General features: G+C 51.9%; 17 protein-coding genes, 1 pseudogene and 1 riboswitch. Of the genes and pseudogenes, 9 read left to right on the forward strand and 9 right to left on the reverse strand.

What is annotated here, in order from left to right; translation table 11 throughout:
• Window positions 1-9 precede the first annotated feature (9 nt).
• From ftsL to leuO, 8 genes are all read right to left on the reverse strand, one after another.
• Window positions 10-375, reverse strand: a complete 366-nt coding sequence (ftsL, locus tag D9597_RS03560; RefSeq protein WP_000625658.1) for a cell division protein FtsL — start codon at window positions 373-375, stop codon at window positions 10-12.
• Window positions 372-1,313: a 16S rRNA (cytosine(1402)-N(4))-methyltransferase RsmH gene (gene rsmH / locus D9597_RS03565; RefSeq protein WP_064525204.1), complete on the reverse strand. Its 942-nt coding sequence runs from the start codon at window positions 1,311-1,313 to the stop codon at window positions 372-374. The genes ftsL and rsmH overlap by 4 nt, the downstream gene beginning before the upstream one ends.
• A 1-nt stretch (window position 1,314) precedes the next feature.
• Complete coding sequence (gene mraZ / locus D9597_RS03570) at window positions 1,315-1,773, reverse strand: division/cell wall cluster transcriptional repressor MraZ (RefSeq protein WP_064525207.1); 459 nt, start codon at window positions 1,771-1,773, stop codon at window positions 1,315-1,317.
• 599 nt (window positions 1,774-2,372) lie between these two features.
• On the reverse strand, window positions 2,373-3,377 hold the full coding sequence (gene cra, locus D9597_RS03575; RefSeq protein WP_064525210.1) for a catabolite repressor/activator: 1,005 nt from the start codon (window positions 3,375-3,377) through the stop codon (window positions 2,373-2,375).
• An 81-nt stretch (window positions 3,378-3,458) separates the two neighbouring features.
• The gene (locus tag D9597_RS03580; protein ID WP_032160836.1) at window positions 3,459-3,545 is read right to left on the reverse strand and encodes a hypothetical protein; all 87 of its coding nucleotides are present in this window, start codon (window positions 3,543-3,545) and stop codon (window positions 3,459-3,461) included.
• A gap of 11 nt (window positions 3,546-3,556) precedes the next feature.
• Entirely contained in the window at window positions 3,557-4,048 is a 492-nt protein-coding gene (gene ilvN, locus D9597_RS03585; protein ID WP_001252744.1) for an acetolactate synthase small subunit, read from the reverse strand.
• Between the two features lie 2 nt (window positions 4,049-4,050).
• On the reverse strand, window positions 4,051-5,775 hold the full coding sequence (gene ilvI / locus D9597_RS03590) for an acetolactate synthase 3 large subunit (RefSeq protein ID WP_130204910.1): 1,725 nt from the start codon (window positions 5,773-5,775) through the stop codon (window positions 4,051-4,053).
• Window positions 5,776-6,091: 316 nt separating this feature from the next.
• A complete protein-coding gene (leuO, locus tag D9597_RS03595; protein WP_130221635.1) occupies window positions 6,092-7,036 on the reverse strand; it encodes a transcriptional regulator LeuO in 945 nt (314 codons plus the stop codon).
• 660 nt (window positions 7,037-7,696) lie between these two features.
• Here leuO and leuL point away from each other — a divergent pair.
• From leuL to leuD, 5 genes are all read left to right on the forward strand, one after another.
• Entirely contained in the window at window positions 7,697-7,783 is an 87-nt protein-coding gene (gene leuL / locus D9597_RS03600; RefSeq protein WP_130221802.1) for a leu operon leader peptide, read from the forward strand.
• A gap of 90 nt (window positions 7,784-7,873) precedes the next feature.
• Complete coding sequence (leuA, locus tag D9597_RS03605; RefSeq protein WP_130221636.1) at window positions 7,874-9,445, forward strand: 2-isopropylmalate synthase; 1,572 nt, start codon at window positions 7,874-7,876, stop codon at window positions 9,443-9,445.
• Window positions 9,445-10,536, forward strand: a complete 1,092-nt coding sequence (leuB, locus tag D9597_RS03610) for a 3-isopropylmalate dehydrogenase (RefSeq protein WP_000042367.1) — start codon at window positions 9,445-9,447, stop codon at window positions 10,534-10,536. The genes leuA and leuB overlap by 1 nt, the downstream gene beginning before the upstream one ends.
• 2 nt (window positions 10,537-10,538) lie before the next feature.
• A complete protein-coding gene (leuC, locus tag D9597_RS03615) occupies window positions 10,539-11,939 on the forward strand; it encodes a 3-isopropylmalate dehydratase large subunit (protein ID WP_001140645.1) in 1,401 nt (466 codons plus the stop codon).
• 10 nt (window positions 11,940-11,949) lie between these two features.
• Window positions 11,950-12,555: a 3-isopropylmalate dehydratase small subunit gene (leuD, locus tag D9597_RS03620; RefSeq protein WP_130221637.1), complete on the forward strand. Its 606-nt coding sequence runs from the start codon at window positions 11,950-11,952 to the stop codon at window positions 12,553-12,555.
• 107 nt (window positions 12,556-12,662) lie between these two features.
• Here the strand turns inward: leuD and sgrT are convergent.
• Window positions 12,663-12,792 (reverse strand): annotated as a pseudogene (gene sgrT / locus D9597_RS03625) (glucose uptake inhibitor SgrT).
• 88 nt (window positions 12,793-12,880) lie between these two features.
• Here sgrT and sgrR point away from each other — a divergent pair.
• The 4 genes from sgrR to thiQ all read left to right on the forward strand — a co-directional run bounded on the left by sgrR (window position 12,881) and on the right by thiQ (window position 17,951).
• Window positions 12,881-14,536 (forward strand): DNA-binding transcriptional regulator SgrR, encoded by a 1,656-nt coding sequence (gene sgrR / locus D9597_RS03630; protein ID WP_130221638.1) that lies wholly within the window; start codon window positions 12,881-12,883, stop codon window positions 14,534-14,536.
• 33 nt (window positions 14,537-14,569) lie between these two features.
• A riboswitch (TPP riboswitch) is annotated at window positions 14,570-14,669 on the forward strand.
• 30 nt (window positions 14,670-14,699) lie between these two features.
• Window positions 14,700-15,683 carry a thiamine ABC transporter substrate binding subunit gene (gene thiB / locus D9597_RS03635; RefSeq protein WP_130221639.1) on the forward strand — a complete coding sequence of 328 codons (984 nt, stop codon included), beginning with the start codon at window positions 14,700-14,702 and terminating at the stop codon, window positions 15,681-15,683.
• Window positions 15,659-17,269, forward strand: a complete 1,611-nt coding sequence (thiP, locus tag D9597_RS03640) for a thiamine/thiamine pyrophosphate ABC transporter permease ThiP (RefSeq protein WP_130221640.1) — start codon at window positions 15,659-15,661, stop codon at window positions 17,267-17,269. The genes thiB and thiP overlap by 25 nt, the downstream gene beginning before the upstream one ends.
• Entirely contained in the window at window positions 17,253-17,951 is a 699-nt protein-coding gene (gene thiQ / locus D9597_RS03645) for a thiamine ABC transporter ATP-binding protein ThiQ (protein WP_130221641.1), read from the forward strand. Before thiP ends, thiQ begins: the two co-directional genes overlap by 17 nt.
• Window positions 17,952-17,978 lie beyond the last annotated feature (27 nt).

Raw genomic sequence — 17,978 nt, forward strand, 5'->3', positions numbered from 1 at the left:
CGTTTATCCTTATTTTTGCACTACGATATTTTCTTGTGATGGATCAACATGCTGCATTTGCAGCTTCTCCGTGGCGATCCGTTCCACCCGGCTATGGTCGCCGAGCGCATTCTCTTCAAGAATGAGGTTGCGCCATTCAATGTCTAAAGCGTCTCGCTCCAGCACCAGTTGTTCGCGCTGAGCGGTGAGCAAACGGGTATGGTGCGCCGTGGTCACCACAGTCACCGCCGTCAAAATAATGCAAATGAACAGGCAGAGCGGCAGCTTCCCAAACCGCAAAAGATCGTCACCGATAACGCCAGGCAAGGCATGGCGCTCGTGGCTTCCCATCGATCCTTTAACTTTGCTGAGGGCTTCTGTCACTCTGCTGATCATGCGTTCGTCCTCTCTGCAATACGCAGAACTGAACTACGGGCACGAGGGTTCTCTGCCACCTCTTCTTCGCCCGGCATCAACTTACCTAGTGCTCGCAACTGACGGCCACCCAGTTTTTTGAGCTGCTCTTCAGTCATCGGTAACCCTGCCGGAACTTGTGGACCGCGACTGTTTTCACGCATAAAGCGTTTCACAATACGATCTTCCAGCGAATGAAAACTGATGATCGAAAGCCGCCCACCTGGGGCCAGCACGTTAAGCGAGCTTTTTAGCGCCTGCTCTATCTCCTCCAGTTCACTGTTCACCCAAATGCGCACCGCCTGGAAGGTACGGGTCGCGGGATGTTTGAATTTGTCTTTCACCGGCGTTGCGGCAGCAACGACTTCTGCCAGTTCTTTAGTGCGGGTCATCGGCTGTTCGCGGTTACGCTCGACAATGGCGCGTGCAATACGTTTAGCAAAACGCTCTTCGCCATAGGTTTTTAATACCCAGGCAATATCGGATTCTTCTGCGGTTTGTAGCCATTCGGCGGCAGACTGACCGCGCGTCGGGTCCATACGCATGTCCAACGGGCCATCGCGCATGAAGGAAAAACCGCGTTCAGCATCATCGAGTTGCGGTGAAGAGACGCCAAGATCGAGCAGAATGCCGTCGATCTTGCCGATAAGATCGCGTTCGGCGACATATTCGCCCAGCGCAGAGAAAGGTCCATGAATGATGGAGAAGCGCGGATCATCAATAGTCTTCGCGACGGCAATAGCCTGCGGGTCGCGATCGATTGCCAACAAGCGTCCCGTTTCGCCAAGTTGCGAAAGAATCAGACGTGAGTGACCACCGCGACCAAAAGTTCCATCAATGTAGATACCGTCAGGACGGATATTGAGGCCATTTACGGCTTCGTCCAGCAGTACCGTGGTATGTTTATAGTTTTCCATCATTTTATAGAGACAAGTCCTGCAGTCGCTCCGACAAGTTTTCGGTAACAGACTGTTCAGCGTCGATATCTTCCCTGACCTGTTGATGCCAGGTCGTTTCATCCCACAGTTCAAACTTATTGAACTGCCCGACCAGCATCACTTCTTTCGTCAGCCCGGCATGCTGCCGCAACACAGGCGCGATTAATAATCGGCCTGCGCTATCCAGCTGACACTCACTGGCATGCCCTAACAGAAGGCGTTGAACACGACGTTCAACAGGGTTCATGCTCGAAAGACGCGATAATTTGTGCTCGATAATTTCCCATTCAGGAAGGGGGTAAAGCAGCAGGCACGGGTGATGAATGTCAATGGTACACACCATTTGACCGGCAGCGCTCCCGAGCAGTTCTTCCCGATAACGGGTAGGCACCGATAAGCGCCCTTTACTGTCGAGATTGACTAACGTTGCTCCCCGGAACATGCCAGTCTCCCCCCGATTACCACTTTATCCCACAAATTCCCACTAAAAGGAGTTTACGGAGCGGAGGAAAAGCTTGTCAAGCCAGGAACATTCCTTACCGAAGCAAAAAACCCAATGTTTACGGCTAATATCTGCATTGTTTAAAAATCGCCCAACAAACGAAGCAAATTAACGTCATGAATAGTTGTAAGAAAAAATCCCATTCATCATTACCGTTTTAAAAACGACTCGATTTTCCTTAATGGAAATATAAAGTGTCAGTTTGCGACGCGAGCGGCATTTTAGGACATATCTCCCCCGGATAACAGTCCCTGTTGCACGTGCGCCATGCCTGATGCCAGCGACTTTGGACAAAAGTTTAGAAAAGTGTTTGTTTAATCGGCAATTGCCGATTTGCTTGTAACAAAATAATGCAATTGCAATCTACCGTTACGAGTTAATTATCATTCAGCGCAGCGAATGGAGTTAATTGGCAGGATATTCAGGAGGGCTTATGGATAATTGTCCAGAATAGTCTTATTTACATTATGGATATCGATGTCCAATTACGTACTCAATGCGCCAGAGGTAAAATCCACTGGCGCATCTTTCCGTAATGTTTATCTACGGCTTAGTACACCACGACGATAAAGATTACGTTTAATGCGTGTTAAGCCTGGTTTTGGTTTGCGCGGCTCGTCCAGACTGGCGAGCACAATCTCCAGTACGCGTTCCGCAACGTCGCGATGACGCTGGGCTACCGCCAATACCGGACACTGTAAGAAGTCGAGCAATTCGTTGTCACCAAAGGTCGCAATTGCCAAATCAGAAGGCAGTTTGCCATCGCGGCGCAGCGTGACATCCATAACGCCTTGCAACAACGCAAATGAGGTGGTGAACAGCGCCTGCGGCATCGGATGCGTTTCCAACCATTTTTCGAACAACTGGGCAGCGGTTTCTCGCTCATAACTGTTGGCATAAAGGAAATGCACTTCGCGTGGATCATCTTTCCAGGCGGTACGGAAACCCTGCTCGCGCAGGAAGCTGACAGAAAGCTCCGGCAACGCGCCAAGATAAAGCACCGTCTCAGCAGGAAACTTACGTAACTCTTCGGCCAGCATTTCTGCATCATCCTGGTCGGCACCCACAACGCTGGTGAAGTGTTCACGATCGAGGGCGCGGTCCAGCGCGACAATCGGGAACGGGTCGTTAGCCCAGCGTTGATAAAAAGGATGCTCCGGCGGCAGCGACGTCGAAACAATGATGGCATCGACCTGACGCTGCAAAAGATGCTCAATACAGCGCATTTCGTTGTCTGGCTGATCTTCTGAGCAGGCAATCAGTAGTTGATAGCCCCGTTGCCGCGCCTGACGTTCAAGATAATTAGCGATACGGGTGTAACTTGTGTTCTCCAGATCGGGGATCACAAGACCAATCGAACGTGTGCGTCCAGCACGAAGCCCAGCAGCCACGGCATTTGGGTGGTAATTGTGCTCACGCACCACTGCCATGACTTTTTCAACGGTTTTGTCGCTCACACGGTATTGCTTCGCTTTGCCGTTAATAACATAGCTTGCAGTGGTCCGCGACACTCCCGCCAGCCGAGCGATTTCATCCAGTTTCACAATTGCCCCTTGAGTAAAATGTAAAAACCATACCCATTGTACTGGCATGGGTTAAATTCATTAACATCTAAGCGCAGAAAATTAACTGCGGCAACTGCTTTTATTCCAGGTTCCCACTGAATTCGCAAAAAAAGCCCAACGTGACATGTTGGGCTGTAAATTGCGCATTGAGATCATTCTCAACGCATTATTTTATCGCCGCGCGAAAGTCCTACTACACCGGAACGAGCGACCTCCACAATTTTCGCCACATCGCGAATCGATGCTAAAAATGCATCAAGCTTATCGCTGGTTCCCGCCAATTGAACGGTATAAAGCGATGGCGTGACATCAATGATTTGCCCACGGAATATTTCCGTATTGCGCTTCACTTCGTCACGTCCGTAGCCACTGGCCTGAATTTTCACCAGCATGATTTCCCGCTCAACATGCGCCCCCTGCCCCAGTTCGCTAACACGCAGCACATCGACCAGCTTGTGTAATTGCTTTTCAATCTGCTCCAACACTTTTTCATCGCCCACGGTCTGGATAGTCATACGCGATAATGTCGGATCGTCGGTTGGCGCAACGGTCAGGCTTTCAATGTTATAGCCCCGTTGGGAAAAGAGGCCGATCACGCGGGATAACGCGCCTGATTCATTTTCGAGTAATACGGATAATATCCGGCGCATAATCAGGTTCTCTCCGTTTTGCTTAACCACATTTCATCCATTCCGCCGCCACGAATCTGCATCGGGTAGACGTGCTCGCTGCCATCAACAGTGACATCAACAAACACCAGGCGATTATTGCGGACCTGTTCCAGTGCCTCGCTAAGTTTGTTTTCCAGCTCTTGCGGATGAGAGATCTGGATCCCAACATGGCCATAGGCTTCCGCCAGACGAACGAAATCCGGTAGCGACTGCATATAAGATTGTGAATGGCGGCCGGAATAGATCATGTCCTGCCACTGCTTCACCATCCCCAGATAGCGGTTATTGAGATTCACCACCAGCACCGGCAGTTCATATTGCAAAGCGGTAGACAGTTCCTGAATGTTCATCTGAATGCTGCCGTCGCCAGTGACACAGACCACGGTTTCTTCTGGCAATGCCATTTTGACACCCAGCGCCGCAGGCAAACCAAAGCCCATAGTGCCGAGGCCACCGGAATTGATCCAGCGGCGCGGTTTGTCGAAAGGATAATAAAGCGCGGCGAACATCTGGTGCTGCCCGACGTCGGACGTGACATATGCATCGCCTTTCGTCAGTCGCCAGAGTGTCTCGATCACCGCTTGCGGTTTAATCTTTTCGCTCTGAGTGTCGTATTTAAGGCACTGGCGAGCGCGCCACTGTTCAATCTGTTGCCACCAGTCACGAATTTCATCCAACGGTTGGTGAGCCGTTTCTTGTGCCAGCAACTCCAGCATTTGATCCAGCACCAACCGCGCGTCACCAACGATCGGAATGTCGGCGGTAACGGTTTTTGAGATCGACGTAGGATCGATATCAATATGTAAAACCGTTGCATTCGGGCAGTACTTGGCCAGATTGTTAGTGGTGCGATCGTCAAAGCGCACGCCGACCGCAAAAATAACATCGGCATTATGCATGGTCATATTGGCTTCGTAGGTGCCGTGCATTCCCAGCATCCCCAGCGCCTGACGATGCGTTGCCGGAAACGCCCCCAGCCCCATTAATGAAGAGACGACGGGAAGATTAAGCTGCTCAATAATCTGTTTGAGTTGTTGATGGCAACTCGCAGTCACGGCGCCGCCGCCAACGTAAACTACCGGTTTTTTCGCTGCCGCCAGTGTCTGCAATGCGCGTTTAATCTGCCCCTTATGACCCAGTGTTGTCGGGTTATAAGAGCGCATACTGACCGACTCCGGCCAAACGTAGGGTAATTTGTTCGCCGGATTAAGAATATCTTTCGGTAAATCAACCACCACTGGCCCAGGACGACCACTTGCCGCCAGCCAGAATGCCTTTTTCAGCACCTGAGGAATGTCTTCCGTTTGCTTAACCAGGAAACTGTGTTTGACCACCGGGCGGGAAATTCCCACCATGTCGCACTCCTGAAAGGCATCGTAGCCTATCAGCGAGGTCGCTACCTGACCAGAAAGGACAACCAAGGGAATGGAGTCCATATAAGCAGTAGCGATACCAGTAATCGCGTTAGTCGCCCCAGGACCCGACGTCACCAGCACAACCCCCACTTCCCCGGTTGCACGTGCCAGGCCATCGGCCATATGCACAGCCGCTTGCTCATGACGAACTAATACGTGATCGATACCCCCCACGGTATGCAATGCATCGTAAATATCAAGGACCGCGCCTCCGGGATAACCGAATACTTGTTTAACGCCCTGATCGATAAGCGATCGGACGACCATCTCGGCTCCAGACAACATCTCCATGGCCTGCCTCACTGTTTGGCGGAAAAAATGTGTAAAACACATTAACCGTCCGATCTTGCTTAAGCAATTGGCAGACAGAGTCACAAACGTGAAGAAATAAGAATAAACAGGAGGAAAGGAGAAAAGAAACGATAAAATACTCCAGAATGAAGGCGTAAATTGATAATAAATTGGCTAGATTCGGCTACTTACAGCAATTTCTCTATTTTTTTATTATTCATGAAATCTGGCGCACATGCATTTAGAACAAAATTCTGCATTTAATAAAAAAAGCAGAATAAACCAGAAAGGAATGCCTGATTTATTCTGCTTTTGTTTAGCGTTTACATATAGAAATTAATTGCTCTTCCATCCACTGATGGCCTTTATCGCGCCCGGCAGCTTCATGCCAGGAGAGATAACAGGTTCTGCTATTCTGTTTTAATGGCAGCGGCAATATCTGTAATTCTAAAGATTCGGCGAACTCTTCAGCCAGCCAACGAGGCGCAATAGCGACCAGGTGAGTTTGCGACACCACGCTAAGGACGCTCATCATTGCCATGCCCTGATAAGCAATACTGGCTTGCTTATCTACTGTGTCGTACCACGGTTGACTAAATGAGGCGAAACGATCGAGCGAAACCGCCGCATGTTGTTCGTTATAAACATCATGTTTCAGTAATGGACCCTTAATATGCGGATGGTTCTTACTGGCTACCAGCACCATTTCATCTTTAAATAACGGCACACTGGTAAATTCAGGGCGGTGGAAATCTTCATAACTTATAACGAACTCCGTTTCCTGATAGCGCAACTGATGTTCAGTGTTCTGATTTAATGAAGACTTGAACATAACATGTATATTTGGCGCAATCTGCTCAATGTGATTATAAATCTGCGAGGTCAGAATGCTGTCTAACGGGCTGCAAACACAGAGATGGAATACCCGCTCGCTACTGGCTGGCTCAAAACCTGAACCTGGTAATTCGTTTTGCACTAATTGCAGCGCCTGGCGCACAGAACCAAAAAGTTGAAATGCGCGAGCGGTCGGCTGAATGCCACGACCATAACGAACAAACAACTCGTCATTAAACATCACTTTCAGGCGTGCAACAGCGTTACTGACCGCAGGTTGCGACATTCCCAGAACATGAGCGGCACGAGTAATATTCTGCTCCTGCATCACGGCATCGAAAACAGTTAATAAGTTTAGATCGACCATGCGCAGCTGTGGCTTACTAAAATCTGCTGGTTCTGGATGATCTGTTTTTACCTCTGGCATACTTAACTCCACTGTCACACTTAACTCCCTTTTCCTTACCGGAATGCAGAAAAAAAATAATCCTGAAAAATATGATTTACCATACATATAAAATAAGAAAAAGGAAAATGAGTAAAATTAGGAAAACATAAAGATAAGAGTTCTGTTTAAAACAAAACCCACCGCCGCGCAGAGAGTCACCCACCACAGCATGATTATCTATAATGTTTTTGTCACACAAACAATATAATCATAACCACCATGAATGCTCAATCATCCGTGATATGTATAAAATCGCCACTTTAATTAAAAATTTATATATTAATCACCCATATCTTCCTTATTAACTTATCAATAATATAAGCCTCATCAATAATTAAACATTCATCAAATAAATAATTACAGAAAAATCATCAGGATGGGTTAGGTAATTGATACTATCTATATGCATAGCACTTATTGATTAAATGCAATAAATTATGCTGAAGTATGTCAATTAATGAAAAGTGTGATCTGGCTGACAGAAATTAATATTGTTGGTTTATGTATACACAGCACAATTAGCTAATTTGATACATGCAAAATTACCGCTGAAAAGCCGCTTTTCTTACTACAGGGTTGACATCCGTTTTTGTATCCAGTAACTCTAAAAGCATATCGCATTCATCTGGAGCTGATTTAATGACTCACATCGTTCGCTTTATCGGTCTACTACTACTAAACGCATCTACTTTGCGCGGTAGACGAGTGAGCGGCATCCAGCATTAAGCCAGCACGCAGTCAAAAACAACCCGCGCCATTGCGCGGGTTTTTTTATGCCCGAAGCGAGGCGCTCTAAAAGAGACAAGGACCCAAACCATGAGCCAGCAAGTTATTATTTTCGATACCACATTACGCGACGGTGAACAGGCGTTACAGGCAAGTCTGAGTGCGAAAGAAAAACTGCAAATTGCGCTGGCCCTTGAGCGTATGGGTGTTGACGTAATGGAAGTTGGTTTTCCCGTCTCTTCGCCGGGCGATTTTGAATCGGTGCAAACCATCGCCCGCCAGGTCAAAAATAGCCGCGTATGTGCGTTAGCCCGCTGCGTGGAAAAAGATATCGATGTGGCGGCTGAATCTCTGAAAGTCGCCGAAGCCTTCCGTATTCATACCTTTATTGCTACCTCCCCAATGCACATCGCCACCAAGCTGCGCAGCACGCTGGATGAAGTGATCGAACGCGCTATCTATATGGTGAAGCGCGCCCGTAATTACACCGATGACGTTGAATTTTCTTGCGAAGATGCCGGGCGTACCCCGATTGCCGATCTGGCGCGAGTGGTCGAAGCGGCGATTAACGCCGGTGCCACCACCATCAACATTCCGGACACCGTGGGCTACACCATGCCGTTTGAGTTCGCCGGAATCATCAGCGGCCTGTATGAACGCGTGCCTAACATCGACAAAGCCATTATTTCCGTACACACCCACGACGATTTAGGCCTGGCAGTAGGTAACTCACTGGCGGCGGTACATGCCGGAGCGCGGCAGGTAGAAGGCGCAATGAACGGGATCGGCGAACGCGCCGGAAACTGTTCGCTGGAAGAAGTGATCATGGCGATCAAAGTTCGTAAGGATATCCTCAACGTCCACACCGCCATTAATCACCAGGAGATATGGCGCACCAGCCAGTTAGTTAGCCAGATTTGTAATATGCCGATCCCGGCAAACAAAGCCATTGTTGGTAGCGGCGCATTCGCACACTCCTCCGGTATCCACCAGGATGGCGTGCTGAAAAACCGCGAAAACTACGAAATCATGACACCAGAATCTATTGGTCTGAACCAAATCCAGCTGAATCTGACCTCTCGTTCAGGCCGTGCGGCAGTGAAACACCGCATGGATGAGATGGGTTATAAAGAAAGTGAATATAATTTAGACAATTTGTACGACGCTTTCCTGAAGCTGGCGGACAAAAAAGGTCAGGTGTTTGATTACGATCTGGAGGCGCTGGCCTTCATCGGTAAGCAGCAAGAAGAGCCGGAGCATTTCCGTCTGGATTACTTCAGCGTGCAGTCTGGCTCTAACGATATCGCCACCGCCGCCGTCAAACTGGCCTGTGGCGAAGAAGTCAAAGCGGAAGCCGCCAACGGTAACGGTCCGGTCGATGCCATCTACCAGGCAATTAACCGCATCACTGACTATAACGTCGAACTGGTGAAATACAGCCTGACCGCCAAAGGCCACGGAAAAGATGCGCTGGGTCAGGTGGATATTGTCGCCAACTACAACGGTCGCCGCTTCCACGGCGTCGGCCTGGCCACCGATATTGTCGAGTCCTCCGCCAAAGCCATGGTGCACGTACTGAACAATATCTGGCGCGCCGCAGAAGTCGAAAAAGAGTTGCAACGCAAAGCTCAACACAACGAAAACAACAAGGAAACCGTGTGATGTCGAAGAATTACCATATTGCCGTATTGCCGGGGGACGGTATTGGTCCGGAAGTGATGACCCAGGCGCTGAAAGTGCTGGATGCCGTGCGCAACCGCTTTGCAATGCGCATCACCACCAGCCATTACGATGTAGGCGGCGCAGCCATCGATAACCACGGGCAACCGCTGCCACCTGCAACGGTTGAAGGCTGTGAGCAAGCCGATGCCGTGCTGTTTGGCTCGGTAGGCGGCCCGAAGTGGGAACATTTACCGCCGGATCAGCAACCAGAACGCGGCGCGCTGTTGCCTTTGCGTAAACATTTCAAATTATTCAGCAACCTGCGTCCGGCAAAACTGTATCAGGGGCTGGAAGCATTCTGTCCACTGCGTGCTGACATTGCCGCTAACGGCTTCGACATCCTGTGTGTGCGCGAACTGACCGGCGGCATCTACTTCGGTCAGCCAAAAGGCCGCGAAGGTAGCGGACAATATGAAAAAGCGTTTGATACCGAGGTGTATCACCGTTTTGAGATCGAACGTATCGCCCGCATCGCGTTTGAATCTGCCCGCAAGCGTCGCCGTAAAGTCACCTCGATCGACAAAGCCAACGTGCTGCAATCCTCTATTTTATGGCGGGAAATCGTTAATGAGATCGCCATTGAATATCCGGATGTCGAACTGGCGCATATGTACATCGACAACGCCACCATGCAGCTGATTAAAGATCCATCACAGTTTGACGTTCTGCTGTGCTCCAACCTGTTTGGCGACATTCTGTCTGACGAGTGCGCAATGATCACTGGCTCGATGGGGATGTTGCCTTCCGCTAGCCTGAACGAGCAAGGTTTTGGTCTGTATGAACCGGCGGGCGGCTCGGCACCAGATATCGCAGGCAAAAACATCGCCAACCCGATTGCGCAAATTCTGTCGCTGGCGCTGCTGTTGCGCTACAGCCTGGATGCCGATGATGCGGCTTCCGCCATTGAACGCGCCATTAACCGCGCATTAGAAGAAGGCATTCGCACCGGGGATTTAGCCCGTGGCGCTGCCGCCGTTAGTACCGATGAAATGGGCGATATCATTGCCCGCTATGTGGCAGAAGGGGTGTAATCATGGCTAAGACGTTATACGAAAAATTGTTCGACGCTCACGTAGTGTACGAAGCCGAAAACGAAACCCCGCTGTTATATATCGACCGCCACCTGGTGCATGAAGTGACCTCACCGCAGGCGTTCGATGGCCTGCGCGCCCACGGACGCCCAGTGCGTCAGCCAGGGAAAACCTTCGCCACTATGGATCACAACGTCTCAACTCAGACTAAAGACATTAATGCCTGCGGTGAAATGGCGCGGATCCAGATGCAGGAGCTGATCAAAAACTGCAAAGAATTTGGCGTCGAGCTGTATGACCTGAATCACCCGTATCAGGGGATCGTCCACGTAATGGGGCCAGAACAGGGCGTCACCTTGCCGGGGATGACCATTGTCTGTGGCGACTCGCACACCGCCACCCACGGCGCATTTGGCGCACTGGCCTTTGGTATCGGCACTTCCGAAGTTGAACACGTACTGGCAACGCAAACCCTGAAACAGGGTCGTGCGAAGACCATGAAAATTGAAGTCCAGGGCAAAGCCGCACCGGGCATTACCGCGAAAGATATCGTGCTGGCGATCATCGGTAAAACCGGCAGCGCTGGCGGCACCGGGCATGTAGTGGAGTTTTGCGGCGAAGCAATCCGTGATTTAAGCATGGAAGGTCGTATGACCCTGTGCAATATGGCAATCGAAATGGGCGCGAAAGCCGGTCTGGTTGCACCTGACGAAACCACCTTTAACTATGTCAAAGGCCGTCTGCATGCGCCGAAAGGCAAAGATTTTGACGATGCCGTCGCCTACTGGAAAACCCTGCAAACCGACGAAGGCGCAACTTTCGATACTGTTGTGACTCTGCAAGCAGAAGAGATCGCCCCGCAGGTCACCTGGGGCACCAATCCAGGCCAGGTGATTTCCGTGAACGACAACATTCCCGACCCGGCTTCGTTTGCCGATCCGGTTGAACGCGCGTCGGCAGAAAAAGCGTTGGCCTATATGGGGCTGAAACCGGGTATTCCATTGACCGAAGTCGCTATCGATAAAGTGTTTATCGGTTCTTGCACCAACTCGCGCATTGAAGATTTACGTGCGGCAGCGGAAATCGCCAAAGGGCGAAAAGTCGCGCCAGGCGTACAGGCACTGGTGGTTCCCGGCTCTGGCCCGGTAAAAGCTCAGGCGGAAGCGGAAGGTCTGGACAAAATCTTTATTGAAGCCGGTTTTGAATGGCGTTTGCCTGGCTGCTCAATGTGTCTGGCGATGAACAACGACCGTCTGAATCCGGGCGAACGTTGCGCCTCCACCAGCAACCGTAACTTTGAAGGCCGCCAGGGGCGCGGCGGGCGCACGCATCTGGTCAGCCCGGCAATGGCTGCCGCCGCGGCTGTGACCGGACATTTCGCCGACATTCGCAACATTAAATAAGGAGCACACCATGGCAGAGAAATTTATCAAACATACAGGTCTGGTGGTTCCGCTGGATGCCGCCAATGTCGATACCGATGCGATTATCCCGAAACAGTTTCTGCAGAAAGTGACGCGTACTGGTTTTGGCGCGCATCTGTTTAACGACTGGCGTTTTCTGGATGAAAAAGGCCAACAGCCAAACCCGGACTTCGTGCTGAACTTCCCGCAATATCAGGGCGCATCGATTTTGCTGGCACGAGAAAACTTCGGCTGCGGCTCCTCGCGTGAGCACGCGCCGTGGGCATTGACCGACTACGGTTTTAAAGTGGTGATTGCGCCGAGTTTCGCTGACATCTTCTATGGCAACAGCTTTAACAACCAACTGCTGCCGGTGAAATTAAGCGATGCAGAAGTGGATGAGTTGTTTGCACTGGTGCAAGCCAATCCAGGGATTCATTTCGCCGTGGATCTGGAAGCGCAAGAGGTGAAAGCGGGTGATAAAACGTATCGTTTTTCTATCGATGCCTTCCGCCGCCACTGCATGATGAATGGTCTGGACAGCATCGGTCTGACCCTGCAGCACGACGACGCTATTGCCACTTATGAAGAGAAGCAACCGGCGTTTATGCGTTAATTTGTATGCCGTCCGGCACTCAATCGCCAAAAAGAAAAAAGCCAGCAGGTATTCACTGCTGGCGTGGCGATTAACACCAATACTCAGTCACACATGATGTCCGCAAATCAGTATTCAGAATCACTCCCCTCCCACTGCATCAGTTCTTCAAGCATGGCTAAACGCTGTGGAACGCTTAACCAACGCAGCCAGCACAGTCGCTATCGCGGTAAAATAGTGCTGATAAAACTGACGCATGGGGCACCTCCTTGCTTCATCGTTAGGAATTATTGACTTAATATAGGGAAAATAAAATTGCTGACTTTTGCGCAGGAGTTCCCCTTTTATGCCATCTGCTCGTCTGCAACAACAGTTCATCCGCCTGTGGCAATGCTGCGAGGGTAAATCGCAGGAGACAACGCTGAACGAACTAGCGGAGTTATTGAGCTGCTCCCGTCGTCATATGCGCACCCTGCTCAACACCATGCAGGATCGCGGCTGGTTAACATGGGAAGCAGAAGTTGGGCGCGGTAAACGCTCGCGTCTGACATTCCTCTACACCGGGCTGGCGCTTCAGCAACAGCGGGCGGAAGACCTGCTGGAACAGGATCGCATCGACCAGTTGGTGCAGTTAGTCGGTGATAAAACTGCCGTGCGGCAAATGCTGGTTTCTCATCTGGGCCGCAGCTTCCGCCAGGGGCGGCATATCCTGCGCGTGCTCTACTATCGCCCGTTGCGCAATCTGCTGCCTGGCAGCGCATTACGCCGTTCCGAAACCCATATCGCCCGGCAAATCTTCAGTGCGTTAACCCGAATAAATGAGGAAAATGGGGAACTGGAGGCGGACATCGCCCACCACTGGCAGCAAATTTCCCCACTCCACTGGCGCTTCTTTTTGCGCCCCGGGATCCATTTTCATCATGGTCGTGAACTGGAAATGGACGACGTGATTGCCTCTTTGAAACGGATCAATACGCTGCCGCTCTATTCCCACATTGCTGACATTGTGTCGCCGACGCCCTGGACACTGGACATCCATCTCAAACAGCCAGACCGCTGGTTGCCGTTACTACTGGCGCAAGTTCCGGCGATGATCCTGCCGCGTGAATGGGAAACCCTCAGCAACTTTGCCAGCCATCCGATCGGCACCGGTCCGTATGCGGTAATGCGTAACAGCACTAACCAACTGAAAATTCAGGCATTCGATGATTTCTTCGGTTATCGGGCATTAATCGACGAAGTTAACGTCTGGGTCTTGCCGGAAATTGCCGATGAACCCGCTGGAGGCCTGATGCTCAAAGGGCCACAGGGTGAGGAAAAAGAGATTGAAAGTCGCCTTGAAGAAGGTTGCTACTATCTACTGTTCGACAGTCGCACCCATCGCGGGGCGAATCAGCAAGTCAGAGACTGGATAAGCTATGTACTTTCGCCGACCAATCTGGTTTATTTCGCCGAGGAACAGTACCAGCAACTGTGGTTTCCGGCCTATGGGTTGCTCCCCCGCTGGCACCATGCCCGCCCAACACATTGCGAAAAACCTGCCGGGCTGGAACATCTCACCCTGACCTTTTATCAGGATCATATTGAACATCGGGTGATTGCCAGGATCATGCAGCAGATTCTGGCAAGTCACCAGGTCACGCTGGAAATCAAAGAGATCAGCTACGATCAGTGGCACGAAGGTGAGATCGAAAGCGACATCTGGCTTAACAGCGCCAACTTTACGCTGCCGCTGGATTTTTCGCTGTTCGCGCACTTGTGCGAAGTACCGCTGCTACAACACTGTATTCCTCTCGACTGGCAAGCCGACGCCGCCCGCTGGCGTAATGGCGAGATGAATCTGGCGAACTGGTGCCAGCAACTGGTCGCCAGTAAAGCAATGGTGCCGCTGATCCACCACTGGCTGATTATTCAGGGACAACGCAGTATGCGCGGCCTGCGCATGAACACCCTCGGCTGGTTCGATTTTAAATCAGCGTGGTTTGCGCCACCGGATCCATGATTGCTGGTTGATAACAAAATCACTACACTAACGCCGTTCTCAACGGGGTGCCACGCAGACGCGTGCGCTGAGAAAATACCCGTCGAACCTGATCCGGATAACGCCGGCGAAGGGATTTGAGGCTCCTTCTCAAGTCCTTTGCCACTCTTTTTTGAGGTGCAAAGTGTTAAAAAAATGTCTTCCCCTGCTGTTGCTGTGCACAGCGCCTGTTTTCGCTAAACCCGTTCTGACTGTTTATACCTACGATTCCTTCGCCGCCGACTGGGGACCTGGTCCGGTGGTCAAAAAAGCCTTTGAAGCCGACTGTAATTGCGAACTGAAACTGGTGGCGCTGGAAGATGGCGTTTCGCTTCTCAACCGTCTACGGATGGAAGGCAAAAACAGTAAAGCCGATGTGGTGCTGGGGCTGGATAACAACCTGTTAGACGCCGCCAGCAAAACCGGATTGTTTGCCAAAAGCGGTGTGGCAGCGGATGCCGTAAACGTTCCCGGCGGCTGGAATAATGACACTTTCGTACCGTTTGATTACGGCTACTTCGCCTTCGTCTATGACAAGAACAAACTGAAAAACCCGCCGCAAAGCCTGAAAGAACTGGTTGAGAGCGATCAAAACTGGCGGGTGATTTATCAGGATCCGCGCACCAGTACGCCGGGGCTGGGTCTGCTGTTGTGGATGCAAAAAGTCTATGGCGATAACGCCCCGCAAGCCTGGCAGAAGCTGGCGAAGAAAACCGTCACAGTCACCAAAGGCTGGAGCGAAGCCTACGGCCTGTTTTTAAAAGGTGAAAGCGATCTGGTACTGAGTTACACCACCTCTCCGGCTTATCACATTATCGAAGAGAAGAAAGATAACTACGCCGCTGCGAACTTCAGCGAAGGTCACTATCTGCAAGTGGAAGTTGCCGCCCGCACCGCTGCCAGCAAGCAGCCGGAGCTGGCGCAAAAATTCCTCCAGTTTATGGTTTCTCCGGCTTTCCAGAATGCGATTCCAACCGGCAACTGGATGTATCCGGTAGCAAACGTCACGCTGCCTGCCGGGTTTGAACAATTGACCAAACCAGCAACCACGCTGGAGTTCACGCCAGCCGAAGTGGCAGCACAACGTCAGGCATGGATTAGCGAATGGCAACGCGCCGTCAGCCGTTAATTCCCGGCTGGTTAATTCCAGGTGTAAGCGCCGCTACGCTTGTGGTGGCGGTTGCACTGGCGGCGTTTCTCGCCCTGTGGTGGAACGCGCCGCAGGGTAGCTGGGCGGCAATCTGGCAGGACAGCTACCTGTGGCATGTGGTGCGCTTCTCCTTCTGGCAGGCGTTTCTCTCGGCGCTGCTCTCTGTCGTACCCGCAATATTCCTTGCCCGCGCGCTTTATCGCAGGCGCTTTCCCGGGCGGTTGGCGCTGTTGCGTCTGTGCGCAATGACCTTGATCCTCCCGGTGCTGGTCGCCGTTTTCGGCATTCTTAGCGTCTATGGTCGCCAGGGCTGGCTGGCATCGCTCTGGCAATCGCTTGGTCTGGAGTGGACATTTTCGCCCTACGGCCTGCAAGGCATTTTGCTGGCGCATGTATTTTTTAATCTGCCGATGGCGAGCCGCTTATTACTCCAGGCGCTGGAAAACATTCCCGGCGAACAACGTCAACTTGCCGCACAACTTGGGATGCGTGGCTGGCATTTTTTCCGCTTCGTCGAATGGCCGTGGTTACGGCGACAAATCCCGCCGGTTGCTGCGCTTATCTTTATGCTCTGTTTCGCCAGCTTCGCCACCGTGCTATCGCTGGGGGGCGGTCCGCAAGCGACGACTATCGAGCTGGCTATTTATCAGGCGCTGAGTTACGACTACGATCCCGCCCGCGCGGCAATGCTGGCGCTGATCCAGATGGTGTGTTGCCTCGGGCTGGTGCTGTTGAGTCAGCGACTAAGTAAGGCCATTGCGCCTGGCACCACGCTGCTGCAAGGTTGGCGCGACCCGGACGATCGTCTGCATAGCCGCATTTGCGACACTGTGTTAATTGTGCTGGCGCTGCTGCTGTTGCTGCCACCGTTACTGGCGGTGATCGTCGATGGGGTAAATCGCCAGTTGCCGGAAGTGCTGGCACAACCGGTGCTGTGGCAGGCGCTGTGGACCTCGTTGCGTATTGCGCTGGCGGCAGGTGTATTGTGCGTAGTGCTGACCATGATGCTGCTATGGAGCAGTCGCGAACTGCGGGCGCGGCAAAAAATGCTGGCGGGTCAGGTGCTGGAGATGAGCGGCATGTTGATCCTCGCCATGCCGGGGATTGTGCTGGCAACGGGCTTCTTTTTACTGCTCAACAACACCATTGGCCTGCCGCAATCTGCTGACGGCATTGTGATTTTCACCAATGCGTTAATGGCGATCCCTTATGCGCTGAAGGTGCTGGAAAACCCGATGCGCGATATCACCACGCGTTACAGCATGTTGTGTCAGTCGCTGGGTATTGAAGGCTGGTCGCGCTTAAAAGTGGTGGAGCTGCGCGCCCTGAAACGTCCGCTGGCGCAGGCGCTGGCCTTTGCCTGCGTGTTATCGATTGGTGATTTTGGCGTGGTGGCGTTGTTCGGTAACGATGATTTCCGCACCCTGCCGTTTTATCTCTACCAGCAAATTGGCTCCTATCGCAGCCAGGACGGCGCGGTCACCGCGTTAATTCTGCTGCTGCTCTGTTTTCTGCTGTTTACCGTGATTGAAAAACTACCGGGGCGAAATGTTAAAACTGACTGATATCACCTGGCTTTACCACCATTTGCCGATGCGTTTTAGCTTAACGGTGGAACGCGGCGAGCAGGTGGCGATCCTCGGGCCAAGCGGCGCGGGTAAAAGTACCCTGCTGAATTTGGTCGCCGGTTTTCTGCCCCCTGCCAGCGGTTCGCTGACTATCGACGGCGTTGATCACACCACGACGCCGCCGTCACGCCGTCCGGTATCGATGCTGTTTCAGGAGAACAACCTGTTCAGTCACCTGACGGTCGCGCAGAACATCGGGCTGGGGCTTAATTCAGGACTGAAGCTGAACGCGGCACAGCAGGAGAAAATGCACGCTATTGCCCGTCAGATGGGAATTGATAATTTAATGGCGCGGTTACCGGGCGAGCTTTCTGGCGGTCAGCGACAACGCGTGGCGTTAGCGCGTTGCCTGGTGCGCGAACAACCGATTTTATTGCTCGATGAGCCGTTCTCCGCGCTCGACCCGGCGCTACGCCAGGAGATGCTGACGCTGGTAAGTACGAGCTGCCAGCAGCAAAAAATGACGTTATTGATGGTGTCGCACAGTGTGGAAGATGCCGCGCGGATCGCCACGCGCTCGGTGGTGGTCGCCGACGGGCGTATCGCCTGGCAGGGTAAGACCGATGAATTGTTGAGCGGTAAGGCGAGTGCTTCGGCACTATTGGGGATTACGGGTTAGTATGCACTGTCGGATGCGGCGTGAACG

Source organism: Escherichia sp. E13S3 (genome assembly GCF_004212325.1).
In the GTDB taxonomy this organism is placed as follows: Bacteria; Pseudomonadota; Gammaproteobacteria; order Enterobacterales; family Enterobacteriaceae; genus Escherichia.

What these genes read in the sequence shown, in the direction of transcription:
- ftsL (WP_000625658.1), bottom strand. Translation starts at nt 375, where the DNA reads ATGATCAGCAGAGTGACAGAAGCCCTCAGCAAAGTTAAAGGATCGATG.
- rsmH (WP_064525204.1), bottom strand. Translation starts at nt 1,313, where the DNA reads ATGATGGAAAACTATAAACATACCACGGTACTGCTGGACGAAGCCGTA.
- mraZ (WP_064525207.1), bottom strand. Translation starts at nt 1,773, where the DNA reads ATGTTCCGGGGAGCAACGTTAGTCAATCTCGACAGTAAAGGGCGCTTA.
- D9597_RS03580 (WP_032160836.1), bottom strand. Translation starts at nt 3,545, where the DNA reads ATGCGCAATTTACAGCCCAACATGTCACGTTGGGCTTTTTTTGCGAAT.
- ilvN (WP_001252744.1), bottom strand. Translation starts at nt 4,048, where the DNA reads ATGCGCCGGATATTATCCGTATTACTCGAAAATGAATCAGGCGCGTTA.
- ilvI (WP_130204910.1), bottom strand. Translation starts at nt 5,775, where the DNA reads ATGGAGATGTTGTCTGGAGCCGAGATGGTCGTCCGATCGCTTATCGAT.
- leuO (WP_130221635.1), bottom strand. Translation starts at nt 7,036, where the DNA reads ATGCCAGAGGTAAAAACAGATCATCCAGAACCAGCAGATTTTAGTAAG.
- leuL (WP_130221802.1), top strand. Translation starts at nt 7,697, where the DNA reads ATGACTCACATCGTTCGCTTTATCGGTCTACTACTACTAAACGCATCT.
- leuA (WP_130221636.1), top strand. Translation starts at nt 7,874, where the DNA reads ATGAGCCAGCAAGTTATTATTTTCGATACCACATTACGCGACGGTGAA.
- leuB (WP_000042367.1), top strand. Translation starts at nt 9,445, where the DNA reads ATGTCGAAGAATTACCATATTGCCGTATTGCCGGGGGACGGTATTGGT.
- leuC (WP_001140645.1), top strand. Translation starts at nt 10,539, where the DNA reads ATGGCTAAGACGTTATACGAAAAATTGTTCGACGCTCACGTAGTGTAC.
- leuD (WP_130221637.1), top strand. Translation starts at nt 11,950, where the DNA reads ATGGCAGAGAAATTTATCAAACATACAGGTCTGGTGGTTCCGCTGGAT.
- sgrR (WP_130221638.1), top strand. Translation starts at nt 12,881, where the DNA reads ATGCCATCTGCTCGTCTGCAACAACAGTTCATCCGCCTGTGGCAATGC.
- thiP (WP_130221640.1), top strand. Translation starts at nt 15,659, where the DNA reads ATGGCAACGCGCCGTCAGCCGTTAATTCCCGGCTGGTTAATTCCAGGT.
- thiQ (WP_130221641.1), top strand. Translation starts at nt 17,253, where the DNA reads ATGTTAAAACTGACTGATATCACCTGGCTTTACCACCATTTGCCGATG.